Below are 20,944 nucleotides of genomic sequence, written 5' to 3' on the forward strand. Positions count from 1 at the left end.
GTGATTTCCGTCTTTCAGTCGATCTCGCAGGCCACCGGGGTGTGGGTGTGCCTGCACTGGGCAGCGTACTCGTCGGGCGTGAGGTAGCCCAGCGATGAATGCCGATGTCGGGTGTTGTGGTCCTCCTTGTAGTCAGCGATCGCGACCCGTGCCTCGAGCAGGCACGTCCAGTGGTTGCGGTTGAGCAGCTCGCGGCGCATCCGGCTGTTGAACGATTCGGCGGTGCCGCTGTTCCACGGCGTGCCTGGTGGGATGTAGTCCAGGCCCACCCGACCGTCGCAGAAGCCCCTGAGAACCTGGGAGATGAACTCCGGGCCGTTGTCGAGTCGCAGCACCTGCGGCGGCCCTCCCGCGGCGGTAAACGCCTTCTCCAGCTCTTGAACGAGCCGCGGCGCGTCGACGGAACGCTCGACGATGTTGAGCACCGACTGCTTGGTGTGCTCATCGACCGCGGACGCGATCTTGATTGCCTTCCCGTCGATGGTGGAATCGAACTGGAAATCGATGGCCCACACCACCTTCGGGGCATCCGCCTCGATGAACGGGGGCGCGGACGACTCGCCGGCGCGTTTACGGGCGGAGCGGATCTTGCGCTGCAACCCTTCGTCGGTCCACAACCGGTGGACCTTCTTGCGGTTGATCTGCCGGCCCTCGTCGTGACGCAAAGCCGCCCACGCCCGGCGGAACCCATGACAGGGATGTTTCGTCGAGTAATCACGGAGCCAGCCCCGCAGTTCCGCGTCTGGATCCTGTGGTGTGTCAGTGATTTTCGGGGTGCGGTAGGTGGAGCGGGAGAGCCCGACCGTCTTGCACGCCATCCGTTCCGACATGCCCTTGACCCGCTTGAGCATGTCGACGGCGGCGCGTTTGGCGTCCGGGCTCAGAATTTTCCCTTAGCCACCTCCCGCAGAGCGTCCTTCTCCAACTCCGCGTCCGCGAGCAGCCGCTTGAGCCGGTTGTTCTGCTCCCGCAGGTCCTTGAGCTCCTTCGCCGCGTCCAGGTCCATCCCGCCGTACGAGCGTCGCCAGTTGTAGAGCGTTGCCGCCGACACCTCCAACTCGGCGGCGATCTCCTCGCCCGTCGATCCCGCCGCAGCGAGCTCATCGGCCTTGCGCAGCTTGCGGACGATCTCGTCCGCCGAGTGCCTCTTCCGTCCAGCCATACCGATCATTGTCCTATCCCGCCCCGCCTTCGGGGGCGATCACGGACTCAGTACCGAGCGGACCAATCTAGAGGGAACACGCCAGTCACAGTAGTCACCCACAACCTGGCCTACGGCGTCATTGTCGGCGTGCTCACCGCGATGGTCGCCTTCGCCCGGCGCGTTGCCCACATGACCAACGTCGAGAAGGTCGCCGATGCCGACACTGACCATGACGGTGCGATCGACACCCGTGTGTACCGCGTTTCCGGTGAACTGTTCTTCGCTTCCAGCAACGACCTCGTGTATCAGTTCGACTACGTTGACGATCCGGAGAACGTCACCATCGACCTCTCCGACGCCGACATCTGGGACGCCTCCACTGTCGCCACTCTCGACGCGATCCGCTACAAGTACGCCGCGAAAGGCAAGAACCTCACCATCATCGGGCTCGACGGTGCGAGCCTCGAACGGTTGGACCGTATGTCTGGCAGACTCGGAAGCGGCCACTGATCGTGCACGGCGCTCGCATCGTGGTTCTCTAATGCGGTGCCCCGCGTAGCGAGGGCGCCACACCGCAGCGGCGATCGCGCAGCCAGTGGCTGGCCCTTAGGTTCGATCGGTGGGCGAGGTCATTGGCATCCGCACCGTCTTCCCATGGCGTCGGCATGTAGGGCAGCAACTCACTTGAGCGGTTGTGCGTAGAGGAGTACCAGGACACTCCTGCCATCCGGTAGGCGAGCGTTTGATGGCTCTTCCGGTTTGACGGTGCGTAGAACCGGTTCTGGTTACCACTACATGTAGGGGCGGGACGGGCTGCGCATGGTGGGCCCGGCGGCGAGTCGTGGCGAGGTAGGTGGGTCCTGTGGTGTCAGGGTGAAAGTTCTGACACCCACACCACGAACACCGACAGGACCCATGGCCGAGAATACCGCGATCGCCGATACCATTTGCCGCACCATCGACCTCGGAGTGACGATCACCGGCGCAGCCCTCGACGGGCAGGACCGCACCCATCTCTACTGCGAACTCCTTGCCCCGGATGATCGGTGCCCAGGCTGCGGGGCGGCCGGACGGTTGCGTGATCATGTGCACCGCGAGGTCGCTGACCTGCCGATCGTGGGCCACCCCACCCGCCTGCACCTGCAGGTTCCGCGCTACCGGTGCGAGAGCACCGCCTGCGACCAAAGCATTTTCCGGGCCGATATCGGGGACATCGTTGCCCCACGAACCCAGGTCACCCGCCGCACCACGGCCTGGATGTTGCGGCGGATGATCGTCGACAAGATGAGCGTCACAGCCTGGGGTACACCCGTGCGGGACGGCGAGCCTTGCACTGTTCTCGCTGTAGCGCAGGGTGGGTTAGCCAAGTTATGAAACGTCGTCTCTCCGGGTCTAGGGTGTATTGATACGCCGGATGCGGGGAGGGCCTTCAATGGCGGATCGGATTGGGACGCTTCTGAGCCGTTCGGGTGACAGTGGCGAGGAGGTGCTCATCGTCAGCCGCGGGAAGGCGCGGACTCGGTTCCGTCGCCGGGACGAGTTGGGCTGGAACTTTCGGGTGGAGTCAACGGACTCGGAGAACATCGTCGAGGGGAAGCCAAAGCCGGATCCGACGTCGGTTCGCCGGGCCTCGCGTCCGCGCGGGCAGAGGGTGGCCTATGTGCGGGTGTCGGCTGCGGATCAGGGTGAGGCGCGTCAGCTCGAGGCGGTGGGGGAGTGTGATCGGGTCTATGTCGAAAAGCAGTCTGCGCGCTCGCGCGCCGATCGCGAGAAGCTCGCCGAGTGCATCGGGTACCTGCGCGACGGTGACGAGCTCGTCGTCGCGTCAATGGACAGACTCGCTCGTTCCCTGGTCGATCTCAAGCAGATCGTTGGTGAGGTCACTGCCAAGGGCGCGAGTGTGGAGTTTGTCCATGAACGGGCTACCTACGCCGCCGGCGCCCAAGATCCTCGAGCCGATCTGATGCTTTCGCTGCTCGGGGCGTTCGCCGAGTTCGAGCGGGCCATCATTTGTGAACGTCAGGCCGAGGGCATTGCCATCGCTAAGGCGAAGGGCAAGTACAAGGGTCGTAAGCGAGTCCTGACCGCCGAGCAGGTCGACAAAGCCCGGGCCCGCATCGAGGCAGGGGAGGGGCCATCAGTGATCGCCCGCAATCTCGGAGTTGGCCGATCCACGCTCTACCGCGCACTACAGCGCGTTGAAGCGGGCGGGCGTGGACGCACCAGCCACTGACCCCCGCCCTGAAGATGGTGGGTATCGCTAGCCACAGCAGCTCGACCGCCGAGATTCGGCACTCGGGAGGGACCGCGGTTCTTGCTGACCTTGCGCAGTTTCTCCAGGCACGAGTCAGTGCAGCCGGAAGCCGGACGGGCCACCTATCCGACGCTGTCCCGGTGTGCCGGTGCTGTGGAACTGGTCTTGTGGTCACGCGGAGCAGTGCCCGGGGCAAGGATCGCTAGCAAGACTGCGGCTGCGGCGGTGAGGATTGCCAACGTAAGTGTGGCCTGACTGCTGCCGTTGACAAATGCCTCTTTGGCGTAGTCGACCAATGGTTGCGCCATTGGTCCGGCTTGTGCGGCGATCTCTAGGGCGGCGGCCAGGGAGTCGGAGACCGGACCGCGGGCAGGTTCGGGTAACTGAGGCAGGGCGGGTTGGATGTGGCGGGTGTATCCGGCGGCCAGCACACTGCCGGCCACTGCGATCCCCATCGCAGCGCCGATCTCGCGGGCCGCATCGTTGACTGCGGCGGCGACCCCGTGTTTGCTCTCCGGAGTTTCGGCGATGATCGCGTAGGTCGCTGGGGCTGTGCATAGTCCGAGCCCTGCGCTCATGATCAACAGCGGCCATAGCAGGTCGAGGTAACGTGCGTCGACGGTCATCCGGCTGACCAGCATCAGGCCAACTGCGATGGTCACCAGACCGGCGACGGTCATCACTCGTAGTCCAAATCGCTGTGACAGTCGGGGGGCGATCACCGAGATCACGATCAGGGGGACCGTCATCGGCACCAATCCCAACGCCGAGGCCAGCGGTCCGTATCCCAGGATCAGTTGTAGGTACTGCACCAGGAGTAGGAATACCCCGAAAGTGACCAAGAATTGGATGGCCACCGACAACGAGCCGGCGCTGAAGCCGCGCTTGGCGAACAACCGAACATCCAACAAGGGGGCCGAGGATCGCAGCTCAATCAGGATAAAAAAGGCTGTCGCCAACATGCCGGCCCCGGCGCTGGCGAGAACGATCGGGTCGGCCCAGCCCCGCGCTGGAAACTCGATCGTGGCGAATACGATTCCCGCAACCGCGACTGCAGCTGCCGCCGCGCCCACCCAGTCCACGGGAGGGTGCTCATGCTGGCTGGACTCAGCGATCGTGCATGCCAGCGCGGCCAGTAGGGCTCCCGCTGCGGTCAGTCCGACAAATACCGACACCCACGACCAGCGCTCAAGCAACACCCCGGCGCCGAGGATGCCTAACACTGCTCCGGAGCCGGCGACTCCAGCCCACACACCTACTGCTCGGCCGCGATGAACGGCGGCGAAACCAGCAGTCAGAATCGAGAGCGTCGAGGGCATTACCAGTGCAGCGCCCGCCCCGGCAATCGCTCGCGCAGCGATCAACCAGGCCGGGTCAGACAGCAGCAGGGGAAGTGCGGACGCAATGGTGAATATCGCCAGGCCTATTACGAGAACTGCGCGTCTGCCATAGCGGTCACCGATCGCTCCAGCGGGCAGGACCAGGCACGCCAGTACCAGCGTGTAGCCGTCGACGATCCAGGTCAGCTGGGCTTGCGTCGCTCCAGTCCCTACCGCAATCTCCGGTAATGCCGAGTACAGCGCGGCCATGGCCGCGACCACCAACGCCACGGCTAGGCACGACACCGTGAGCATCCACCATTCGGCTCGGGTCCACCGGGATGACTCGGTGATGGTCTGTTGCGGTGAGTGCATCGCCGACCCCTTGCTGTGAGATGACCGGTCTTGGTCTGAGACAAGTAGTATCACAGTATCCGGCTGGCTGGACAGGTTAGCTTGGACGAGATGCGACCGTCGGCCGAAGGGGAGAGCGTGAACGACTGGAGTGCTGACCGGCCCGCTACGGACGACGATCAGCTCGATCCGCGACTGCTGCGCTCACGAAAACGATTGCTCGACGCTGCCACGCATCTCCTGAGCACTGGCGGTGTAGAGGCGGTTACCGTCGAGGCGGTCACTCGAATGTCAAAGGTTGCGCGGGCCACGCTCTATCGGCATTTCGGCGGGACCGCCCAGTTGCTTGCGGCGACCTTCGAGCGGCTGTTGCCCCGCGTCGAAGTCTCTGCCACCAGTGGGTCGGTACGCGACCAACTCATCGCGCTTCTCACGGCCCAAGCCGACCTGATTGACCAGGCGCCGCTAAACATTACGACTCTGGCTTGGCTGTCAATCGGATCAGTCGGCGGCGATCCTGCCGATTCGGCCGCGATCACCTCACTGCGTAGTCGAGTCATCGAGGAATACCGGCAGCCCTTTGACCACATCCTCACACATCCTGACGTACAGGCACAGCTCGGCAACATCGACACCACCTTCGCGATCGTTCAACTCCTCGGCCCCGTCGTGTTCGCTCGCCTCACTGGGCTCTGCACCGTCGACCACGACGGATGCGTGCAACTCGTTGATGATTTTCTTGCTGCCCGCAAGCAGGGAGACAAACCCACCCCGGCCGAGTCCATCCACGACCTGAACCGCCCTGGCGCCGGCGGATCTCGCTAAATCGGGGCTTCTTCTTGTCGGATGGGTTGTGACCGCTCGATCGCCGAGGTCGCCGGGGAGGTGGCGAGGCAACCCTAGAGCCCGGTCGTTTCGGTGCGAGCGGCGGCGAGCCATCCGCTGCAGTCTGAGTGCGGCTGGAACTTCTACCGTCCAGTTTTGACTTCCCGATTAGTCAGGCTGCTGCAAGCGATCGCGAAGCTGACTCCAGAGCTTCAGCCAGTCGAGGGTGTACCAAGGTTCGTGGACAGTCCTTGTGAGGAAGGATCGAGGACATGGCAGCACGGTCACGGCGGAAGTTCAGTCCGCAGTTCAAAGCAGAAGCGGTTCAGTTGGTCGTCCAGTCGGACCGGCCGATCGCCACGGTCGCCGCCGAGTTGGGTATCAACGCCGGCACTCTGGGTAATTGGGTGAACAAGTATCGTCAAGATAATCCGGAGCCGGATAAATCACTCACCCCGGCCGATCACGCCCGTATGGCTGAATTAGAAGAAGAGCTCCGCCGGGTCAAATGGAGAACGAGTTTCTAAAAAAAGCCGCAGCCTTCTTTGCCCGGGAGCAGGACTGAAGGAGAAGTCAGCCCTGATCGAGGTGGAGAAGGCCAATTATCCGATCGCGTGGATGTGTGATCAGTTGAATGTGCCGCGGTCGTCGTTTTATGCCTGGCGTACGCGAGCGGGATCGCTGACTGCGACCGCGGCGCGCCGCGAAGCCCTCAAGGAAAAGATCGGCAAGGCGTTCACCGATCAGCGGCAGGTGGCCGGGTGCCGCCGGATCGCGGCGATCCTCAACGAGGCCGGCACGCCGTGTTCGGTTGGCCTGGTCGGCCTACCGGCCGGGCTGGCCGAGGCAGCGCAGCTCGGCCGATCCTTGTGGGTCCGCCGAACAGAGATTCTGGCCTACTTCGACACCGGCGCATCCAACGGACCCGTCGAAGCCATCAACGGCCGCCTGGAACACCTCCGCGGTATCGCCCTGGGATTCCGCAACCTACGCCACTACATCTTGCGGTCACTGATCCACTCCGGCGGCCTGGCAGAACACCTCCATGCACTCTGAAACCGGAAGAGCCCGTTTGATCGGTGAGGCCAGCACTCGGATCAGCTTGTGAGTGCCCCTCCGGGTTGACGGCTCTTCGAACTTAACCGGGCAACCTCAGCAGTGATACTGGATGCGGGCCCGCTGTTTGCGGGTGCAGTGGAATCGTATCCGGCGGCGTGAGTTGGTGAGGTTTCGGAAGCCGCATGCGACGCGTTTGACTTGTTTGACCAGTCGGTTGAGGCCTTCGGTGCGGGCGTTGGTGATCCCGGTGTCGATGAACGCCAGGATCGCCGGCCACCAGGTGTCGATCGTGCTGGCGAGCGTGCTCACCTCGGGCATGTTGATCTCGGCGCACAGGTCGTAGAAGCGGTAGAGCCGGTCACGGAGCTCGTGCCGCTCGGGTCGCCTGCGAGCGAGTCCGAGGAGGGCGCGGAGTTCTTCTTTCACGATGTAGGCGGCCAGGACCTCGTTCCCGGGGTCGTTGGCGCGCAACGCATTCCACATTTTCGCGTAGCCGTGTTCGGATAAACGTTCACGGGCGGTCAGCAGCCGTCGCCGGTTGGCCCATTCAGGGTCGGCGGCCCGCCCCCGGCGTCCGCGTTGTTCCCAGGTGACCCGCCTGCGCACCGTGGTGACCATGTCATTGGCGAGCTTGACCAGGTGGAAATGATCGACCACCAACTGCGCGTTCGGCAACACCTCGGCTGCTGCCGCGGCATAGGCTGCGCACGGATCGATCGCCACATGGGTGATCGTGTCCCGGAACTTCGGGGACTGCGCGCGCAGCCAGTCGACGACCGCCGCACTGGTACGGCCGGTGGCCTGCCCGAGCAGCCCCTGATCACCGGCCAGGTCGACGAATCCGGTGTCCCACGGGTCGACCCGCCGCCAGCGGCCGTCCTGGCCGCGGACCCAGCGGGGTTTGCCGCGGCGGGTCTCATCGATCCCGAGCACCGTCACCAGCTCCGGAGGACGCAGTTCGCGGTCGGCGACCTCGCAGAACGCCGTGTGCGCAGTCGTCCACGACACCCCGTGGGCGGCGGCGACCTCGACCACCGACCGGGCCGTGTCGCCGATGGCGCGGCCGATCCGTTCACGCAGCCGGCCGGTCGTGCGTCGTCGCGCGCGAACCTGGTCGATGGCCTCGGTGAACGTGACCCGTCGGCACTCGGTGTTGCGGCAACGCCAGCGGATCTTGTTCCACCGCAACAGGATCGGATCAGTCCCGTATCCGATGTCTCGCGGGCAGGTGACGGTGCGCTCTTTCACCGACGACGACTTCTGCCCACAGTCGGGGCAGCATGCCGCCCGCTCATCAGTGGTCACGACATCAACGATCCGGGTGCGATCGGCCGCCACCGAGACCGAGACGACCTGCACACCTTCCAGACCCAGCAACAACGACGTAGGCTCGGACACGGCCCCTGCTCCTTCGCTTCTTGAATGCTTCGCAACATCCAGAATCACGAAGGTCAGGGGCCCTTCACGTCAACGACACGCCGCAGCTCTGACCAGGGACTGCCCGATTAAGTTCGAAGAGCCGGGTTGACGGCAGCAATCCGTCGACCGTCACGCGCGCCACAATCTTCAGACCCGCCACGGTTGGTGAATTGCCTAAGGCTCCCGGATTCGTCGGCCGGTGTAGCGGGCCCACGATTCGCCGGCGTTCGCTGCGTGCTTCGTGGCGACTTGGCAGCTGTAGTTGACTGCATCGGCGACGATCGGCGGCGGGCATTCGACGACGAGTTCGTCGAGAGATCGGTTGCGGCCGCCAAGGTTGCTGAGGCCGAGCTGGCGCAAGCGATGCATGATCGTGTCGACATGTACGTGGTCACCAGCGTGGTAGCCCGGGAAGAACCACGGGCTCGACGAGTTGGACCCGGTTCGTAGGTTCGGTCGGTTGCTGAGGTGGTCGCGAAGGAGTGCGGCGAATGGTTCGGGCACGTCGACGGGGTGCTTGCCGAAGGTGATCGTCATCGGGCCGTGCTGAGTATCGTCGACAGCGTCTGTGCGCAGGGCCGCAATTCGGTTCAGCGGTTGGGCGTAGAGGAGGATTAGGATACCGGCGACCCGATACGGGAGTGACTCGCTCGTGCCAGCTAAGAGTTCCCGTATCCAGGAGAGACGCTGATCCTGCGATATTGTCGGCGTCGATCTGGCTGTGCGGTGGTCCATCGCGATCGTTCTTCCCGTGAACGCGGGCAGTGTTGTCACGACGAATGTGCGGATCGCGGTTCGGGTCGTCGGACCGCCGGCAATCCATTCATCGATGTCACCTTTTGTGCATTCCGCGGCCGTGCGCCCATACGCTTGGTGAAGCCAGAGCAGAAACTTCGCGGTCTCGGTGATCTCCTGCTTCGACCAGCGAATCGAGGGCCGAGTCTGGCCGCCAACTAGCTCAATCTCACGTATTCGGCGCAGGTGATGCCAGGTGGCGAATCGCTCCACCGGGCGTCGCACTTCGATCGGCAGATCCGCAAGTTTGGCCTCAATCCATTGCTCGAACACGGGGAGCCACGGATCACGCTGCGGCAGCAGTCCGTTGTGCTGCATGAGTGCGCGGAGGTGTTCGGTGACGCGCCCGGGGTGGCTGTCCAAGCCTTCATGGGTCGGCGCAATGGAGCCGTCGCCGAGCGAGCGGAGGAACTGTTGCACTTTCGGTGATCGTTTCCAGATGAGGATGGATTCTGGCCGCTCGGCCGAGCAGAGGGCATCGACGAGCCCGGCGAGGGTCGGATCGGCCGGGACGCCGCCGAGCAGGACGTGCAGGTCGTCGCGGAGTGCGCAGCGTGCGCAGAGATTCTTGCGATGGTGCCCGGCTTCGGCACCACAGCGGCCGCAATGGAAGTCGTCCACGATTCCAGCGCATGGCCCGCAGACGTTTCGTCCGTTCTCATCAGCTGGACCGGGGAGTAGCCGGTCAACGCCACAGCGTGGGCATTCTCCCCGTGTGTGGATCGCAACAAACCAGCAGGGAAAGCAGACTCTACCTTCGGGCCAGGTCGCCTGGACTCGGCGCAGTGGTTTGCCACAGCGGGCGCAATCCCGCGTACCGTATGTCTTGCGAGGGCGTCCGCGAACGGTGTTACGCGGGTTCAGCCCTTCGGGTTCCATTGTCATTCCTCACCGCCGGGTCTACTCGTCAAGGATGTTCGCTCGTCGCGGCCGCGTGCTTCGGTCGAGCGTGACGACATTCGGGGGAGAGGCGTTGACCGCCTTCTTGTGCCTCGCGTCGGCTGCGGTGACCGTAAGCAGGTCACCTGGGCTGCAGCTGAAGATGTCGCAGACAGCAGCAATGAGTTGCAAGGAGACGCGTTCGGGGCGCTGGTTGACGAGCCGATAGACCTGGGGACGTGAGAGCGCAATTCCTCGTTCGGCAAGCAAGGGAACGAGGTCTGTAGTGTTGTTCAGCCCTCGCGCGGCCATCAGTTCGGCAAGGCGCCAGGTGTAGTCGACGTCGCGTCTGGTCATGTGTTCCTCCTAGCGCCGAGTTCCAGTGCGTTGTCAACCGTTCGATCAAGTACTGCGCGGAGTGACGATCGCCGAAACTCGTCCGAGGTGAACTGATAGATCCCGGTCGTCGATGCGTGCTCGTGGCCCATCTGATCCTGTACGAACCGCGGGTCCCATCCGGCCTCGAGTAGGTGAGTGGCGTAGCTTCGACGGAATGAATGGAGGTCGACGCCGTCGGGGATGCCGAGGTCCTTCCGGTAACGCTTAAGCCGCTTCAGCAGTGTGGTCTCGCCGACTAGGCCCCCGCGTTCGCTGGTGAACAGGTCCAGAGTGCCTGGATCTCCGCGGCCGTTGGCGAGCCAATCCTCGATGATCGGCGGCGTCCAGCGCCAGACTGTGAGCACCGATCGCCCTTTCGGCGGCGAGCCGCGGCGCGCCTTACCGAATCGGACTTTGCACACCCCGAACTTTCCGAACTCGGGAGCATGCGGATTGCGGGCGAAGTCAATCGTCTGCAGGTGGCTTAGCTCGTTGAACCGAAGTCCGTACGCGTAGGCAAGTTTCATCATCGTCGCATCGCGGTAGGCCGCTTGCCAGCCTTTGCGGCTCGTCGTGCCGATCCGTTCGACCTCGTCGTCGGCATGATCAAACAATGCGTCTAGTGTCGCGTTTCATTAATTCCTAGCCGGTTGGGCTTTCGTCAGGATTTCGTCGGCGGTCTTGGTCCAGACGAAGGGGTGTTTGCGGTCGTTCCAGCCGGTGATGAAGGCGCGGATTTTGGTGTTGAGGTCTTTGACTGAGGTGAAGATCCCGCGGCGGATGGCTTGTCGGTCGATGATGCCGAACCAGACTTCGACGAGGTTGAGCCAGGACGCTGAGGTCGGGGTGAAGTGGACGTGGAAGTTCTTGTGTCGGGCGAGCCAGTCTTTCACTTCAGGGGTCTTGTGGGTGGCGTAGTTGTCCATGACCAAGTGCAGTTCCTGGTCGGGGTAGGTGCGATCCAGTTGCCGCAGGAACGCCAGGAACTCCTGGTGGCGGTGGCGCGGCTTGACTGCGGCGGTGACCTGCCCGGTGGCGATCTCCAGGGCGGCGAACAGGGTGGTGGTGTCGTGGCGTTTGTAGTCGTGGGTGCGGCGTTCGATCTGCCCGGGCTGCATGGGCAGCATCGGCGCGGTCCGGTCCAGGGCCTGGATCTGGGACTTCTCGTCCACGCTGAGCACGATCGCGTTCTCCGGCGGCGCCAGGTACAGGCCGACCACGTCGGTCACTTTGGCAACCAGCTCGGGATCGGTGGAGTACTTGAACGTCCCGGCCCGCCAGGGCTGGACTCCGTACTCGCGCCAGGCGCGTGAGACCGTGGCGTTCCCGATCTTCAAATGTCGTGCCAGCAGCCGTGAGGACCAGTGCGTGATGCCGTACTTCTTCGGCGGCGGCGTCAGGGTGGCCGCAACGATGTCGGCGTGATCGACCCGGCGGGGACGACCCGGACGGGCGGTATCGGCCAGCCCCGCGATCCCGTCGTGCAGATACCGGGCCCGCCACTTGACCACCGTCGCACTCGACGCCCCGGTCAACTCCCGAATCCGCGCGTTCGACACCCCCTGCGCAGCAAGGGAAACGATACGAGCTCGTTTCACCAGACCAGCCGAGGCCGTCGTCGACCGCAAGATCCTGTCGAGTTCAACATCATCGCCATCACGAAGCGCAATAGCCGGAGCAGGTGCATTCGCCATACCCCATTCTCCCACCCACCAAAGCGTTTATGAATTAACGACACGCGACACTAGCTCTTCGCGACTGTAGGGCCGGCGTTGCGGTTGACTGTCGTCTTCTTGGACGTGACGAGCAGTGTTCCAGTCGAAGAAGACCTGCGCAGGATGTGTGCCGAAATGCTTCTCGCACACGAGATCCCAGCCATAGTCTGGGTTGCTCACGTACGAGGTGAAGGCGCGCAGCGAGTTCTGGTAACCGCGCAACGTCGCGCGTTTGAGTATCATTGCAGGTCACGACTGAGGTTTCCGCAAGTTCGTCGGAGACAGGCTCGTGATTCATCGGTTGCAATACGCAGTGGTTTAGTTGACATAATGTATCTTATCGGCTTATCGGCTTATAACTAGGACGGGTTCAACCAACATCGTGCCGAGTGACACTGTGATTTGCCAGCCTAGTTGGCGAATTGCCAAACTATCTGGCGAAATCTGCCAACTACTTGGCGGATTCGATGCCAGCGCGCCCTACTTGGCGAACTCGATCTCAGCGCGCACGGCCGACAAGGCCGACCGCCCAACCCTCCGGCCCCTCGCGTCGGATCCAGAAATCACTTCCACCTTCAACGTCACTGTGACGAAATAGCGGCAGCAGTTCGGTTGCGCGATTCGCTCGCCGAGACCCCGGAACTGCCAACGTTCTGTGGACCGGTCTGAACGTCTGGAGGCTCATGCGGACCTCGGTATCGCCTTGTTCGGCCCGACCGCAGACCAGGGTCAACCACCGGAGGTGATTTACATCCAAGACCGAGATTGTCGTAGGCGGATGAGATGGTAGTCACATGAGCGATGTTGAGGTTGGTGCCACCCTGGCGTCTCGGACGCCCTCAGGCCGCGATTGCCTACAATGGCGCAGCCGCGGTCAGATGCAGATGCACGCAGCTGACCGCAAGGTCGTCAGGATCCCGATTATCGACGGCGACCCAATCAGGCAGGGCGGGCAATGGCAGAACCGCCTGAACCGGCACGGACTCTACTTCTGGCAGACGACCGGAACACACGTATGGTACGAGAGCGCTCTTGAGGCCTCGTGCCTTGCTGTATTAGACCAATCTGGTGATGTGCAGCGGATCTGCGCGCAACCGTTTCGGCTACTGTTCCGCACAGAATCCGAGCAGGTGTGGCACGATCCTGACTTCTTTGCGATTCACTACAACGGTGATCAAGTCGTGTACGACGTGAAACCCAGCGCTCGGATGAACCACCGCACACAAGTGCAGTTCAATGAGACCGCTCGTGTGTGCGAGGCCGTTGGCTGGCGACACGTAGTGCTCAACGAACCAGCCCCGGTATTGAGCTTGAATCTCAAGTTCCTGGCTTCGTCACGGCATCTCCGCTGTCATCCGCCAGCCGAGATAGTCGAGCGAATCCACGACGTGTTCGTCGGCGGACGGACCGTTCAGGAGGGGCGCGAAATGATCAATCGCCGATTTCCTGCTCTCGCGATGCCTTTCATCAGGCACTTGCTCTGGCATCGCACATTGATCACCGACCTGACTGCTCGTCTGGACTTTGACTCGATTCTTACCACCGCATCAGCGAGCGAGGAGAAGTCGTGCTGTACGTAAATCTAGGTGACCTTGTCGTGTGGAATGACGAGGAGTATATAGTCGCTGGGGTCAGTCCGCCGGCCACGCTCCTACGTCGCTTGTGCGATGAGCAATCCGTGTGGGTCGATCTTCTCACTCTCGCCGACGAAATCCGGCCCGCAGTGGTTAATTCCAGTGCGAGCGGCGGCGCTCAATCCGTCGCCGCTACCGTACCGGTTGACGATGATGCGCTCAGCGCCGCCCGATGGTGGGTTCCGCACCTCAATGAAGTCGAGTTTGGTGTGACTGACCCCGACGATCCTCACGCAGTACCACGCAAAGGCTACGAGCTTGGTACAACGAAAGCTGAGCGAGAACGCCTCAAGGTCGAAGAACTCCACGCAGCCGGTTACCAGAAGGTCTCTGTTCGAAGTATTCAACGGAAACAAGCAGCATATCGTAGCTCAGGGGTGCACGCCCTCGTCGATCAGCGAACTACAGCTACAACTCCCGGCGTTCCGGTAGTCGATGAACGAGTTCTGGAGGCTACCCTTGCTGTGCTCGCCGGAACGATGTCCGACTCCACGGTGTCGATCACTACTTTGATCGATAAGATTCGTGCACGACTCGCCGTGCGCTATCGCAAAGATTCTCCGGAGATGCCTTCTGTGCGCACTATGCGTCGATTGATCGACGCGTACGACCGGCGGAAACTCGCGGTCGGAAAAGCCAGTACGCGCCGCTCTGAATCGAACCGCCACGACCGTGGACCACAGCCCGTGTCCGCGACAAGTCCCGGAGAATTTGTCGAGATCGACTCGACACCAGTGAACGTTCTGGCTCTCATGCCCGATGGTAAGCCCGCCCGCGCACACCTAACGGTTGCCCTGGACGTGGCGACGCGATCGATTCTAGGTTTCGACATCGTCCCGGTGGGAGCCACTGGCGTCGAACACGCTGATCTTCTCGCCAGAATTCTCCGTCCGCGGAAGTCCCGCCCCGGCACCACGAACATGAACCTCTCGGACGCCGGTGATCTCCCGTACCAGGCGATGCAGGCGTGTGATGACAGACAGTCCGAAGCCATCGCCGTTCCGTATATCGTCCCCGAGACGATCACCACCGATCGAGGAAGAGACTACCTTTCTGAGACCTTCGTCTCAGCGTGCCGTCACTTTGGGATCGGGGTAATCGCGGCCCCTCCCCACTCCCCAACCTATAAAGGCCACGTCGAGCGCCTGATGGGAACGATCGAGACGTCCTGGATGCAGAAGCTCCCCGGGTATATCGGCAATAGCGTTGCTAATCGAGGTCGACACGCCGATCGAGCTGACCTCCTTACTCTTCGCGAGCTGCGCGAGTCATTCGAGGAATGGTGGGTCCGCGTGTATCAGCGTACTCCCCACTCCGAACTCCGCGACCGTGACGTACCCGGACGATGCTATAGCCCGAATCAGATGTACACGGCACTTTTCGACGCCGGCGCGGGTGTCCCTGTGCCAATCGACGAAGCGACCTTCATAAGCCTCATGCCAGCGTATCGCCGGACCATCCAGAACAATGGAATCCAGATCGATCGACTGACATATTGGAACGACGTCCTCTCTGAGTTCAGAAAAATGACACCGCCATCGAGAGACGGGAAGTGGGTCATACGCAAAGATCCATATGACATAGATCGAGTTTGGATTCAGCACCCCGAGGACGACAACTGGATCGAATGCATCTCGGACTCGTACCAGCGGTCACATTACCCCTTCGCATCGGGATTGAGACTCCTGCGGAACGCAGCGCAAGATTCGCCGCCGGCATCATCAGAGTGGGCCGCTGAGCAGTTGGAGAAGACGGCAGCGCAAGCGCGGAAGGGTCGTAAGCCCCGGAAAGCGGTTCGCGACGAGTCTGTCAAAGCTCGGCGCCAGGACGATTCAGACCCGAGGCCAGCAACAATTAAGGATCCTCCCCCACCCGACCCGGACATTCTAGATGAAGATGTCGACGACTTCGTCGTGGTCCGCCCGAGCGATCGGTTTTGGAATGACTAGACCAAGCACTTCCGACGCTCGGACGTCGGTGAAGAACACCCTCGTGGGCATGCGCCGCCGGATCGATCGAGTCGTCGACGAGCCCGAGGCGCACTCCCGTGAGGAGTACGAGCAGTTGCCCGATGCCGAGCGCGAAATGTACGACGCACGCAGAGTCCGGTGGTTCGGTTCCGGATTCACTCTGTCCAACGAAGCGACAACATCACTTCTTCGCAGTGTCCGCGCATACCTTGCCATGAGGGATCTTGAAGCAATTGGAAGTCAGGGGGTATGTGTCCTCACCGGTCCGGCAAATGTCGGCAAGTCCACCTCACTGCTCCAGCTCGCAAAGGAAGCCGAGGCTCGAGCATATCGCCGGTACTCAGCGTTCCGCGAGGACGGACATGTTCCGGTCGCGTTGATCGAGATGGCTCCGGGCGCGACCCCGAAGGGCGTAGCGACTTCACTCCTCGACTTCTTTGCTGTCCCATACCGGCAGCGAGACTCGCACCAGGTGCTTGTGCGTCAGGCGTCAGAAGTGATCGCTCAACGGAGGACATCACTGCTCATAGTCGATGAGTTCCATGCTGTGCAACTCGACGGACGCCGCGGCGATGATGCGATCAATACGGTCAAAGCGATCATTAACAACACAGGGGTCGTCACCGTGCTCGCGGGCATCGATCTCGATGTCCATCTTGGGAGCCGCGCTGCTGAGCAGCTAATGGCGCGAGGAGAGACGCACCGGCATTCGCCATTCGACTACGCCTCCGAAGGATCTCGCAGGTCGTGGGCTCGCCTGGTGAAGGCGTTCGCGACTCAGATGAGCCTGGTCGACGGCCCACCTGACCTCAGCGAATATGCCGATGGGCTGCATGCCATCACTGGCGGACGGATCGGTGCACTGCGGCGAGTGCTGGGATTCGCGATGCTCACCATGCTCGAAGAGAAGGAATCCACGAAGAGCCAAGAAGAGTTGACCGATCGCCACTTGGGAATTGCCGCCAACAGTACGGCGCAGCGCCAACCTGCGGCCTGCAAGAAGAAGCCTGCATGAACACCGCAAGCTCGTCCGTGAACCACTTCGAGGAACAACTCGTCCGGCCACGGCCGATGCAATATGAGACACCGGAGTCGTACCTCCGGAGACTCTGCGAGGCCAATGTTATTGACATGGAGTACGTTCTCAGTTGCGCTCGAAGACGCCGCACGGTCACGAAGTATGCGGGTGAACTCGGTCGAGTAATCGAGGAGCTCGGCGGACCCCCTCCGACGCACTTCGAATCCGATTTCATACGGTCGATGGGCCGTCCTACTACTATTTCGCACGCATTCAGTCCCAACCCAACCACCAGGCAAGGCTGCGCCAAGTGTTGCTCGGGACTGCCCTTCGAAACCTACAATCACCACCGATATATGACCTGCCTCAAACACTATCGTTGGCTCGGCATCAACCACAGCGACCCACCCAGAGATGTCCCGCGCACCATCCACAAGGTAGAGCGACACATGCGGAAGACGGTCTACGCACGGGTAATGCCTGGCAATTCACTTGAGATGATAGCTGAATCATTTATTCGACACTCCAATCTGGGTCGCACGGCCCCGCCGATGCCATTAGACCCCGATGCGCTCGTTGACAGATATCAGACCTACGTCGAAGTTCTGAAGTGGGCGACCCGGTTCACACGCCTGCACTTTCAGCCGCAAACAGCGAGGCAGTTCTGGCATCGAGCAGAGGAAGGCGCCGAGTTTCGCAGTGGTCTTCGATGCCGACTCGCTCCGGTTCAATCGACACACTCGGTCAACGGCATCATCGATGACCTTGTGCGCCTCGTTGATATTGCCACATCCGAGCTGACCTTCGCAGCATCTGAAGTTCAGATATCTGGCGACCCCCAGTCACGAACAACGCGCACCTAGTCAACATCTTCAGCATAGCTGCAAACAAACCTGCACGAAGAGATTAGTGATCATAAGAAGCTCTGCAAGCGAGGGAACATTCGGAATCGACCAGCTTCAGGAGTGATTTGTATCTTCCCCTTTGGTAAACGCTAGCGATTGCCACGAATTGCGGTAAGGTATTTTCTCTGAAATCTCCCGGCGGACGAAGCGCAGCGGGCTATGGCGTAGCTGTAGGCTGACGAGGATCGGGCGATCGACCATGTTGTCCGACTATCGCAATAGCGGTCCTGACAATCTGATTCACCTCGTCGTGCGATGGTGAATCCCCGGCATGAATGACACCATTTCGAGCATCGGCCAACTTCGCCAAACCGGGTTCCGCAGCGTATGAAGCCGAATTTCCCTCTAGCCACCGAGACCGCGGAATCAAGCCTCGGCTGTCCTTCCCTTTGCACCCTACGCCAGTGGATTTCTCGACTTCGTCGACGAGTCGTATGAGGCACACCTCAACGGCCGTTGCTGCGTCCAGGACGGCTTTTCGAGGGTCCTCTCGGCGTATGGCACCGACGCTATCGCAGATGAGTAGGTGCTCCAATGGTGGACGTTCAAAATCGGCGACCCGGTCAAGAATTGCCTGCAGAGAGAGACTTGTAAGTGCTCTCGGTTCAGGCATCGTAAATCGAAATCCTCCCCCCTGCCAACTACTGCCACTCCAGTACTCGAATCCCCCGCCGATGACGGTAGCGTCGAATACCGGATGTCGGGGGTTGACATCCTCCCCTGTTACAACGGACGTCCATTCGGCGATTCTCGTGAACCACTCATCCATGCATGCCGCTGTTATCGACCCGATCTTCTCGGACCGTTGGGCCTCAGTCTCAGGATTCTCTGGATATGGCAGATAGCTGGGGATCGTGCGCGCTCCTTCGGACAGCTCCAAGCCGATTCGTAGTAGCGCGGTCTCGTTGTCTGTACCGAATCCTGCGTAGGTTTTCGACCACTCATCTGCTGGCGACCATGCGTCGTCTGGCACGCCCGACACATCAGGACGGACGGTCTCGGCTACGGATGAACTCGACCGCGTCGGAGTTATGATCTTCACCCGAATCGGGCCGATGTAGGTATCGAAGGTGCTTCCGATGACCGAGTAGTCAACCCAAAGATGATGAGGCAGTCTATATTGTGCCGAGACAACGGTACCCATGATTAGATCCCCTTTCGTGTCTGATTCGAACGCAGATTCGCCTATCTGGCGGAAGCACACGTGCTGCTGCAAAGCACGTATCCGGATAAGGGCCAGAGTGTTGACACCTCACCGAACTCCGCACTTTCGGCCTCGGCAATTGTCCGTATGCAGAAGTCGGAAAGCGGGTTGGGCTTAAGCGCCCTCGTCGCTGTAGGTCGCGCCGAGAATCAAACAGCATCATCATTCTACCCCTCCGTCGACAGTGGCCGAGTCAATCGGATGCCCTCACGAAGCCGGCATCTTTGCGCCACCGACGCCGAAATCCGGGCCCGCCGCACAGGCAGCGTGGGACCGCGCCGAGCCAACCAGCAGGGCCGGCGGACATCAGGTAGTGCGGACCGGGGCACGGGGCCTCGCCCTCGGAAACAGCATGTGGTCCCCCTATCGCGTAGCGGATAGTTGTCCAACCGTTATGTAGCGACCGTTGTAGCGCAGTCTTCGCTGATCAGTGCGTTTCTGCAGGTTAATCACTAGTTTGTGATTCGGTACTTGCACTTTTCAGGTGTGTCGGATGCGACGTACATTGGTCAAAGGCACTGCTGATCATCTGTGAGGTAGGCGTGGTGTATGAGGGCAGTGAGTCGTGAGTGGTTCATGGGAATGCTAGGAGTGCGTCGGTTGAAGCGAGCAACGAACAGCGCACGCACCGCGCTGCGAGGAAGCACCGTCGGGGCTCTCTTCTTCGTCGGCGTGCTGACTGCCGGCACCGCCGGTGCCGAGCCCAAGAATGAGACCTCACCGGTCGCGAAACTGGTGAACCAGATCGCTGCCGTCGACCAGAACCTGGCAGACCTCTCCTCCGCGGTGGAGACGAAGAAGCAGAACGTCAACAAGACGTTGGTCGACTTCCAGAACGCCATCGCTGCTCAAGGCCTGGCCGCGGCCGCTGACGACTCGGCGCAGGCATCGCTGCGCACAACCAAGAAGAAGGTCGACGCGGCCCAACGCGAGTTCGACGCGTTCCTGCGCACCCTCAACAGGCAGGGTAACAACCTGGGGTCGATGACTGACTACGTCTCTTCATCGGATCCGGAGAAGGTACTGGAGAAGGTCACCGGCGCTGATCAGTTCGCCCGGCACCAGCGCACGGTGATCCGCAATCTCCAGCAGCTGCGCAGTCAGCAGAGCAATCGTGCGGCCGCGACCAAGGTAGCCCGCAAACAGACCGCGGCCGCGGCCAAGGGCGCTGAGAACCGCCGCAACGTCGCGTTGGCGGCGGTGACCGATGCGCGCAAGGCCATCAGCGAGGAACGCGGTAAGCGCTCGGCACTGCTCAATCAGCGCAAGGCTTTGGTGCAGAAGCTCAATACTGTCAAGGGTGGCAAAAGCAAGGCGCCCGCCCTGAGCGAAGTGCTCGGCGTGCCACCTCCCACCAAGATCGAAGGTGATCCGGAGGCCGACCCTGCGGCCGCCATCGCCAAGCTCGCCCTTGATGCCGGACAGGAACTGATCGCTGCCCTCATCGGTGACCCTCAGGTGCCTCAGTCCGAACTGCTCAACGAGCTCGGGATCGGCGGTATGCCACTCAATGGCAGCCTCAGCGGCAACGGGAGCCTCCTGAACCGATTGGGATTCCTGGGCGGCGAGGGTGGACAGGTCCAGCCGGGCTTGCGTGGCGCGCAGGGCATCGAAGTGGTCGTTAACCGGATGAAGTCGCAGTTGGGTGTGCCGTACGCGTGGGGTGGCGGCAATGCCAACGGGCCCACCCTGGGCGTCCGGGACGGCGGTGTCGCCGACTCGTACGGCGACTACAACAAGGTCGGCTTCGACTGTTCGGGCCTGATGGTGTACGGCTTCGCCGCCGTCGGCATCGACCTTCCCAAGTACTCGGGCTATCAATTCACCGCCGGCCCGCAGTTCCCTCTCTCAGAGATGAAACGCGGCGACATGCTGTTCTGGGGTCCCGGCGGCAGCGCACACGTCGCGCTCTACCTCGGGGACGGAACCATGCTCGAATCCCCAGCTTCCGGTGACGTCGTGAAGATCTCCCCCGTCCGCCCCGGAGCGCTCTCGCAAGTGGTACGGATGCTCTGATCCCACTACGTCACCGAAAAGTCGGGACGTGCCGGAGCCGTCGGGGAGCGGGATCG

General features: G+C 61.8%; 14 protein-coding genes and 5 pseudogenes. 10 read left to right on the forward strand and 9 right to left on the reverse strand.

The features are described 5' to 3' along the window. Positions 1-14: 14 nt before the first annotated feature. A protein-coding gene (locus C6V83_RS10905) for an IS3 family transposase (RefSeq protein ID WP_105943874.1) occupies positions 15-1,162 on the reverse strand; the annotation gives its coding sequence in 2 pieces (ribosomal slippage) (positions 15-895 and positions 895-1,162; 1,149 coding nt in all). A gap of 87 nt (positions 1,163-1,249) precedes the next feature. On the opposite strand from C6V83_RS10905, the pseudogene C6V83_RS10910 reads away from it, so the two are divergent. From C6V83_RS10910 to C6V83_RS10920, 3 genes and pseudogenes are all read left to right on the forward strand, one after another. Continuing rightward, positions 1,250-1,654: pseudogene (locus C6V83_RS10910) on the forward strand (STAS domain-containing protein); the annotation flags it as partial. Between the two features lie 405 nt (positions 1,655-2,059). Then, a pseudogene (locus C6V83_RS10915) lies at positions 2,060-2,443 on the forward strand (transposase family protein); the annotation flags it as partial. Between the two features lie 133 nt (positions 2,444-2,576). Then, entirely contained in the window at positions 2,577-3,377 is an 801-nt protein-coding gene (locus C6V83_RS10920; protein ID WP_105942420.1) for a recombinase family protein, read from the forward strand. Positions 3,378-3,520: 143 nt separating this feature from the next. Here the strand turns inward: C6V83_RS10920 and C6V83_RS10925 are convergent, their stop codons facing one another. Further along, positions 3,521-5,092, reverse strand: a complete 1,572-nt coding sequence (locus C6V83_RS10925; protein ID WP_005943412.1) for an MFS transporter — start codon at positions 5,090-5,092, stop codon at positions 3,521-3,523. A gap of 90 nt (positions 5,093-5,182) precedes the next feature. Here C6V83_RS10925 and C6V83_RS10930 point away from each other — a divergent pair, with 90 nt between their 5' ends. The 3 genes and pseudogenes from C6V83_RS10930 to C6V83_RS19010 form a co-directional block, all read left to right on the forward strand. Further along, positions 5,183-5,896 (forward strand): TetR/AcrR family transcriptional regulator, encoded by a 714-nt coding sequence (locus tag C6V83_RS10930; protein WP_105942421.1) that lies wholly within the window; start codon positions 5,183-5,185, stop codon positions 5,894-5,896. Positions 5,897-6,168: 272 nt separating this feature from the next. Then, complete coding sequence (locus tag C6V83_RS10935) at positions 6,169-6,423, forward strand: IS3 family transposase (RefSeq protein WP_005943414.1); 255 nt, start codon at positions 6,169-6,171, stop codon at positions 6,421-6,423. A gap of 295 nt (positions 6,424-6,718) precedes the next feature. Continuing rightward, positions 6,719-6,952 (forward strand): annotated as a pseudogene (locus C6V83_RS19010) (transposase); the annotation flags it as partial. Positions 6,953-7,048: 96 nt separating this feature from the next. Here the strand turns inward: C6V83_RS19010 and C6V83_RS10945 are convergent. The 6 genes and pseudogenes from C6V83_RS10945 to C6V83_RS18735 all read right to left on the reverse strand — a co-directional run. After that, a complete protein-coding gene (locus C6V83_RS10945) occupies positions 7,049-8,398 on the reverse strand; it encodes an ISL3 family transposase (RefSeq protein WP_407646279.1) in 1,350 nt (449 codons plus the stop codon). Between the two features lie 150 nt (positions 8,399-8,548). Beyond that, positions 8,549-9,790: a recombinase XerD gene (locus tag C6V83_RS10950; RefSeq protein ID WP_325027275.1), complete on the reverse strand. Its 1,242-nt coding sequence runs from the start codon at positions 9,788-9,790 to the stop codon at positions 8,549-8,551. Positions 9,791-10,069: 279 nt separating this feature from the next. After that, positions 10,070-10,405, reverse strand: a complete 336-nt coding sequence (locus tag C6V83_RS10955) for a helix-turn-helix domain-containing protein (RefSeq protein ID WP_005943417.1) — start codon at positions 10,403-10,405, stop codon at positions 10,070-10,072. Next, positions 10,402-11,049: pseudogene (locus tag C6V83_RS10960) on the reverse strand (tyrosine-type recombinase/integrase); the annotation flags it as partial. The pseudogene C6V83_RS10960 and the gene C6V83_RS10955, both read right to left, overlap by 4 nt. A 12-nt stretch (positions 11,050-11,061) precedes the next feature. Continuing rightward, a complete protein-coding gene (locus tag C6V83_RS10965; RefSeq protein ID WP_105942423.1) occupies positions 11,062-12,120 on the reverse strand; it encodes an IS630 family transposase in 1,059 nt (352 codons plus the stop codon). A gap of 51 nt (positions 12,121-12,171) precedes the next feature. Next, positions 12,172-12,369, reverse strand: a pseudogene (locus tag C6V83_RS18735) (site-specific integrase); the annotation flags it as partial. Between the two features lie 566 nt (positions 12,370-12,935). Between C6V83_RS18735 and C6V83_RS10975 the strand changes: the two are divergent. Then, positions 12,936-13,721, forward strand: coding sequence for a TnsA-like heteromeric transposase endonuclease subunit (locus C6V83_RS10975; protein WP_105942424.1), 786 nt, complete (start codon positions 12,936-12,938; stop codon positions 13,719-13,721). Positions 13,722-13,792: 71 nt separating this feature from the next. Here the strand turns inward: C6V83_RS10975 and C6V83_RS10980 are convergent, their stop codons facing one another. Continuing rightward, positions 13,793-14,131, reverse strand: a complete 339-nt coding sequence (locus C6V83_RS10980; protein ID WP_159067500.1) for a hypothetical protein — start codon at positions 14,129-14,131, stop codon at positions 13,793-13,795. A gap of 237 nt (positions 14,132-14,368) precedes the next feature. On the opposite strand from C6V83_RS10980, the gene C6V83_RS10985 reads away from it, so the two are divergent. The 3 genes from C6V83_RS10985 (at position 14,369) to C6V83_RS10995 (ending at position 20,888) form a co-directional block, all read left to right on the forward strand. Next, positions 14,369-15,724 (forward strand): Mu transposase C-terminal domain-containing protein, encoded by a 1,356-nt coding sequence (locus tag C6V83_RS10985; RefSeq protein ID WP_159067501.1) that lies wholly within the window; start codon positions 14,369-14,371, stop codon positions 15,722-15,724. 28 nt (positions 15,725-15,752) lie between these two features. Further along, positions 15,753-16,760, forward strand: coding sequence for an ATP-binding protein (locus C6V83_RS10990; RefSeq protein ID WP_159067502.1), 1,008 nt, complete (start codon positions 15,753-15,755; stop codon positions 16,758-16,760). 2,712 nt (positions 16,761-19,472) lie between these two features. Continuing rightward, positions 19,473-20,888: an NlpC/P60 family protein gene (locus C6V83_RS10995; protein ID WP_234353689.1), complete on the forward strand. Its 1,416-nt coding sequence runs from the start codon at positions 19,473-19,475 to the stop codon at positions 20,886-20,888. The last annotated feature ends 56 nt before the right edge of the window (positions 20,889-20,944 follow it).

The organism is Gordonia iterans (assembly GCF_002993285.1).
Classification (GTDB): Bacteria; Actinomycetota; Actinomycetes; order Mycobacteriales; family Mycobacteriaceae; genus Gordonia; species Gordonia iterans.

Coding starts and splice junctions, on each gene's coding strand:
- C6V83_RS10920 (WP_105942420.1), top strand. CDS start 2,577: ATGGCGGATCGGATTGGGACGCTTCTGAGCCGTTCGGGTGACAGTGGC.
- C6V83_RS10925 (WP_005943412.1), bottom strand. CDS start 5,092: ATGCACTCACCGCAACAGACCATCACCGAGTCATCCCGGTGGACCCGA.
- C6V83_RS10930 (WP_105942421.1), top strand. CDS start 5,183: ATGCGACCGTCGGCCGAAGGGGAGAGCGTGAACGACTGGAGTGCTGAC.
- C6V83_RS10935 (WP_005943414.1), top strand. CDS start 6,169: ATGGCAGCACGGTCACGGCGGAAGTTCAGTCCGCAGTTCAAAGCAGAA.
- C6V83_RS10955 (WP_005943417.1), bottom strand. CDS start 10,405: ATGACCAGACGCGACGTCGACTACACCTGGCGCCTTGCCGAACTGATG.
- C6V83_RS10965 (WP_105942423.1), bottom strand. CDS start 12,120: ATGGCGAATGCACCTGCTCCGGCTATTGCGCTTCGTGATGGCGATGAT.
- C6V83_RS10975 (WP_105942424.1), top strand. CDS start 12,936: ATGAGCGATGTTGAGGTTGGTGCCACCCTGGCGTCTCGGACGCCCTCA.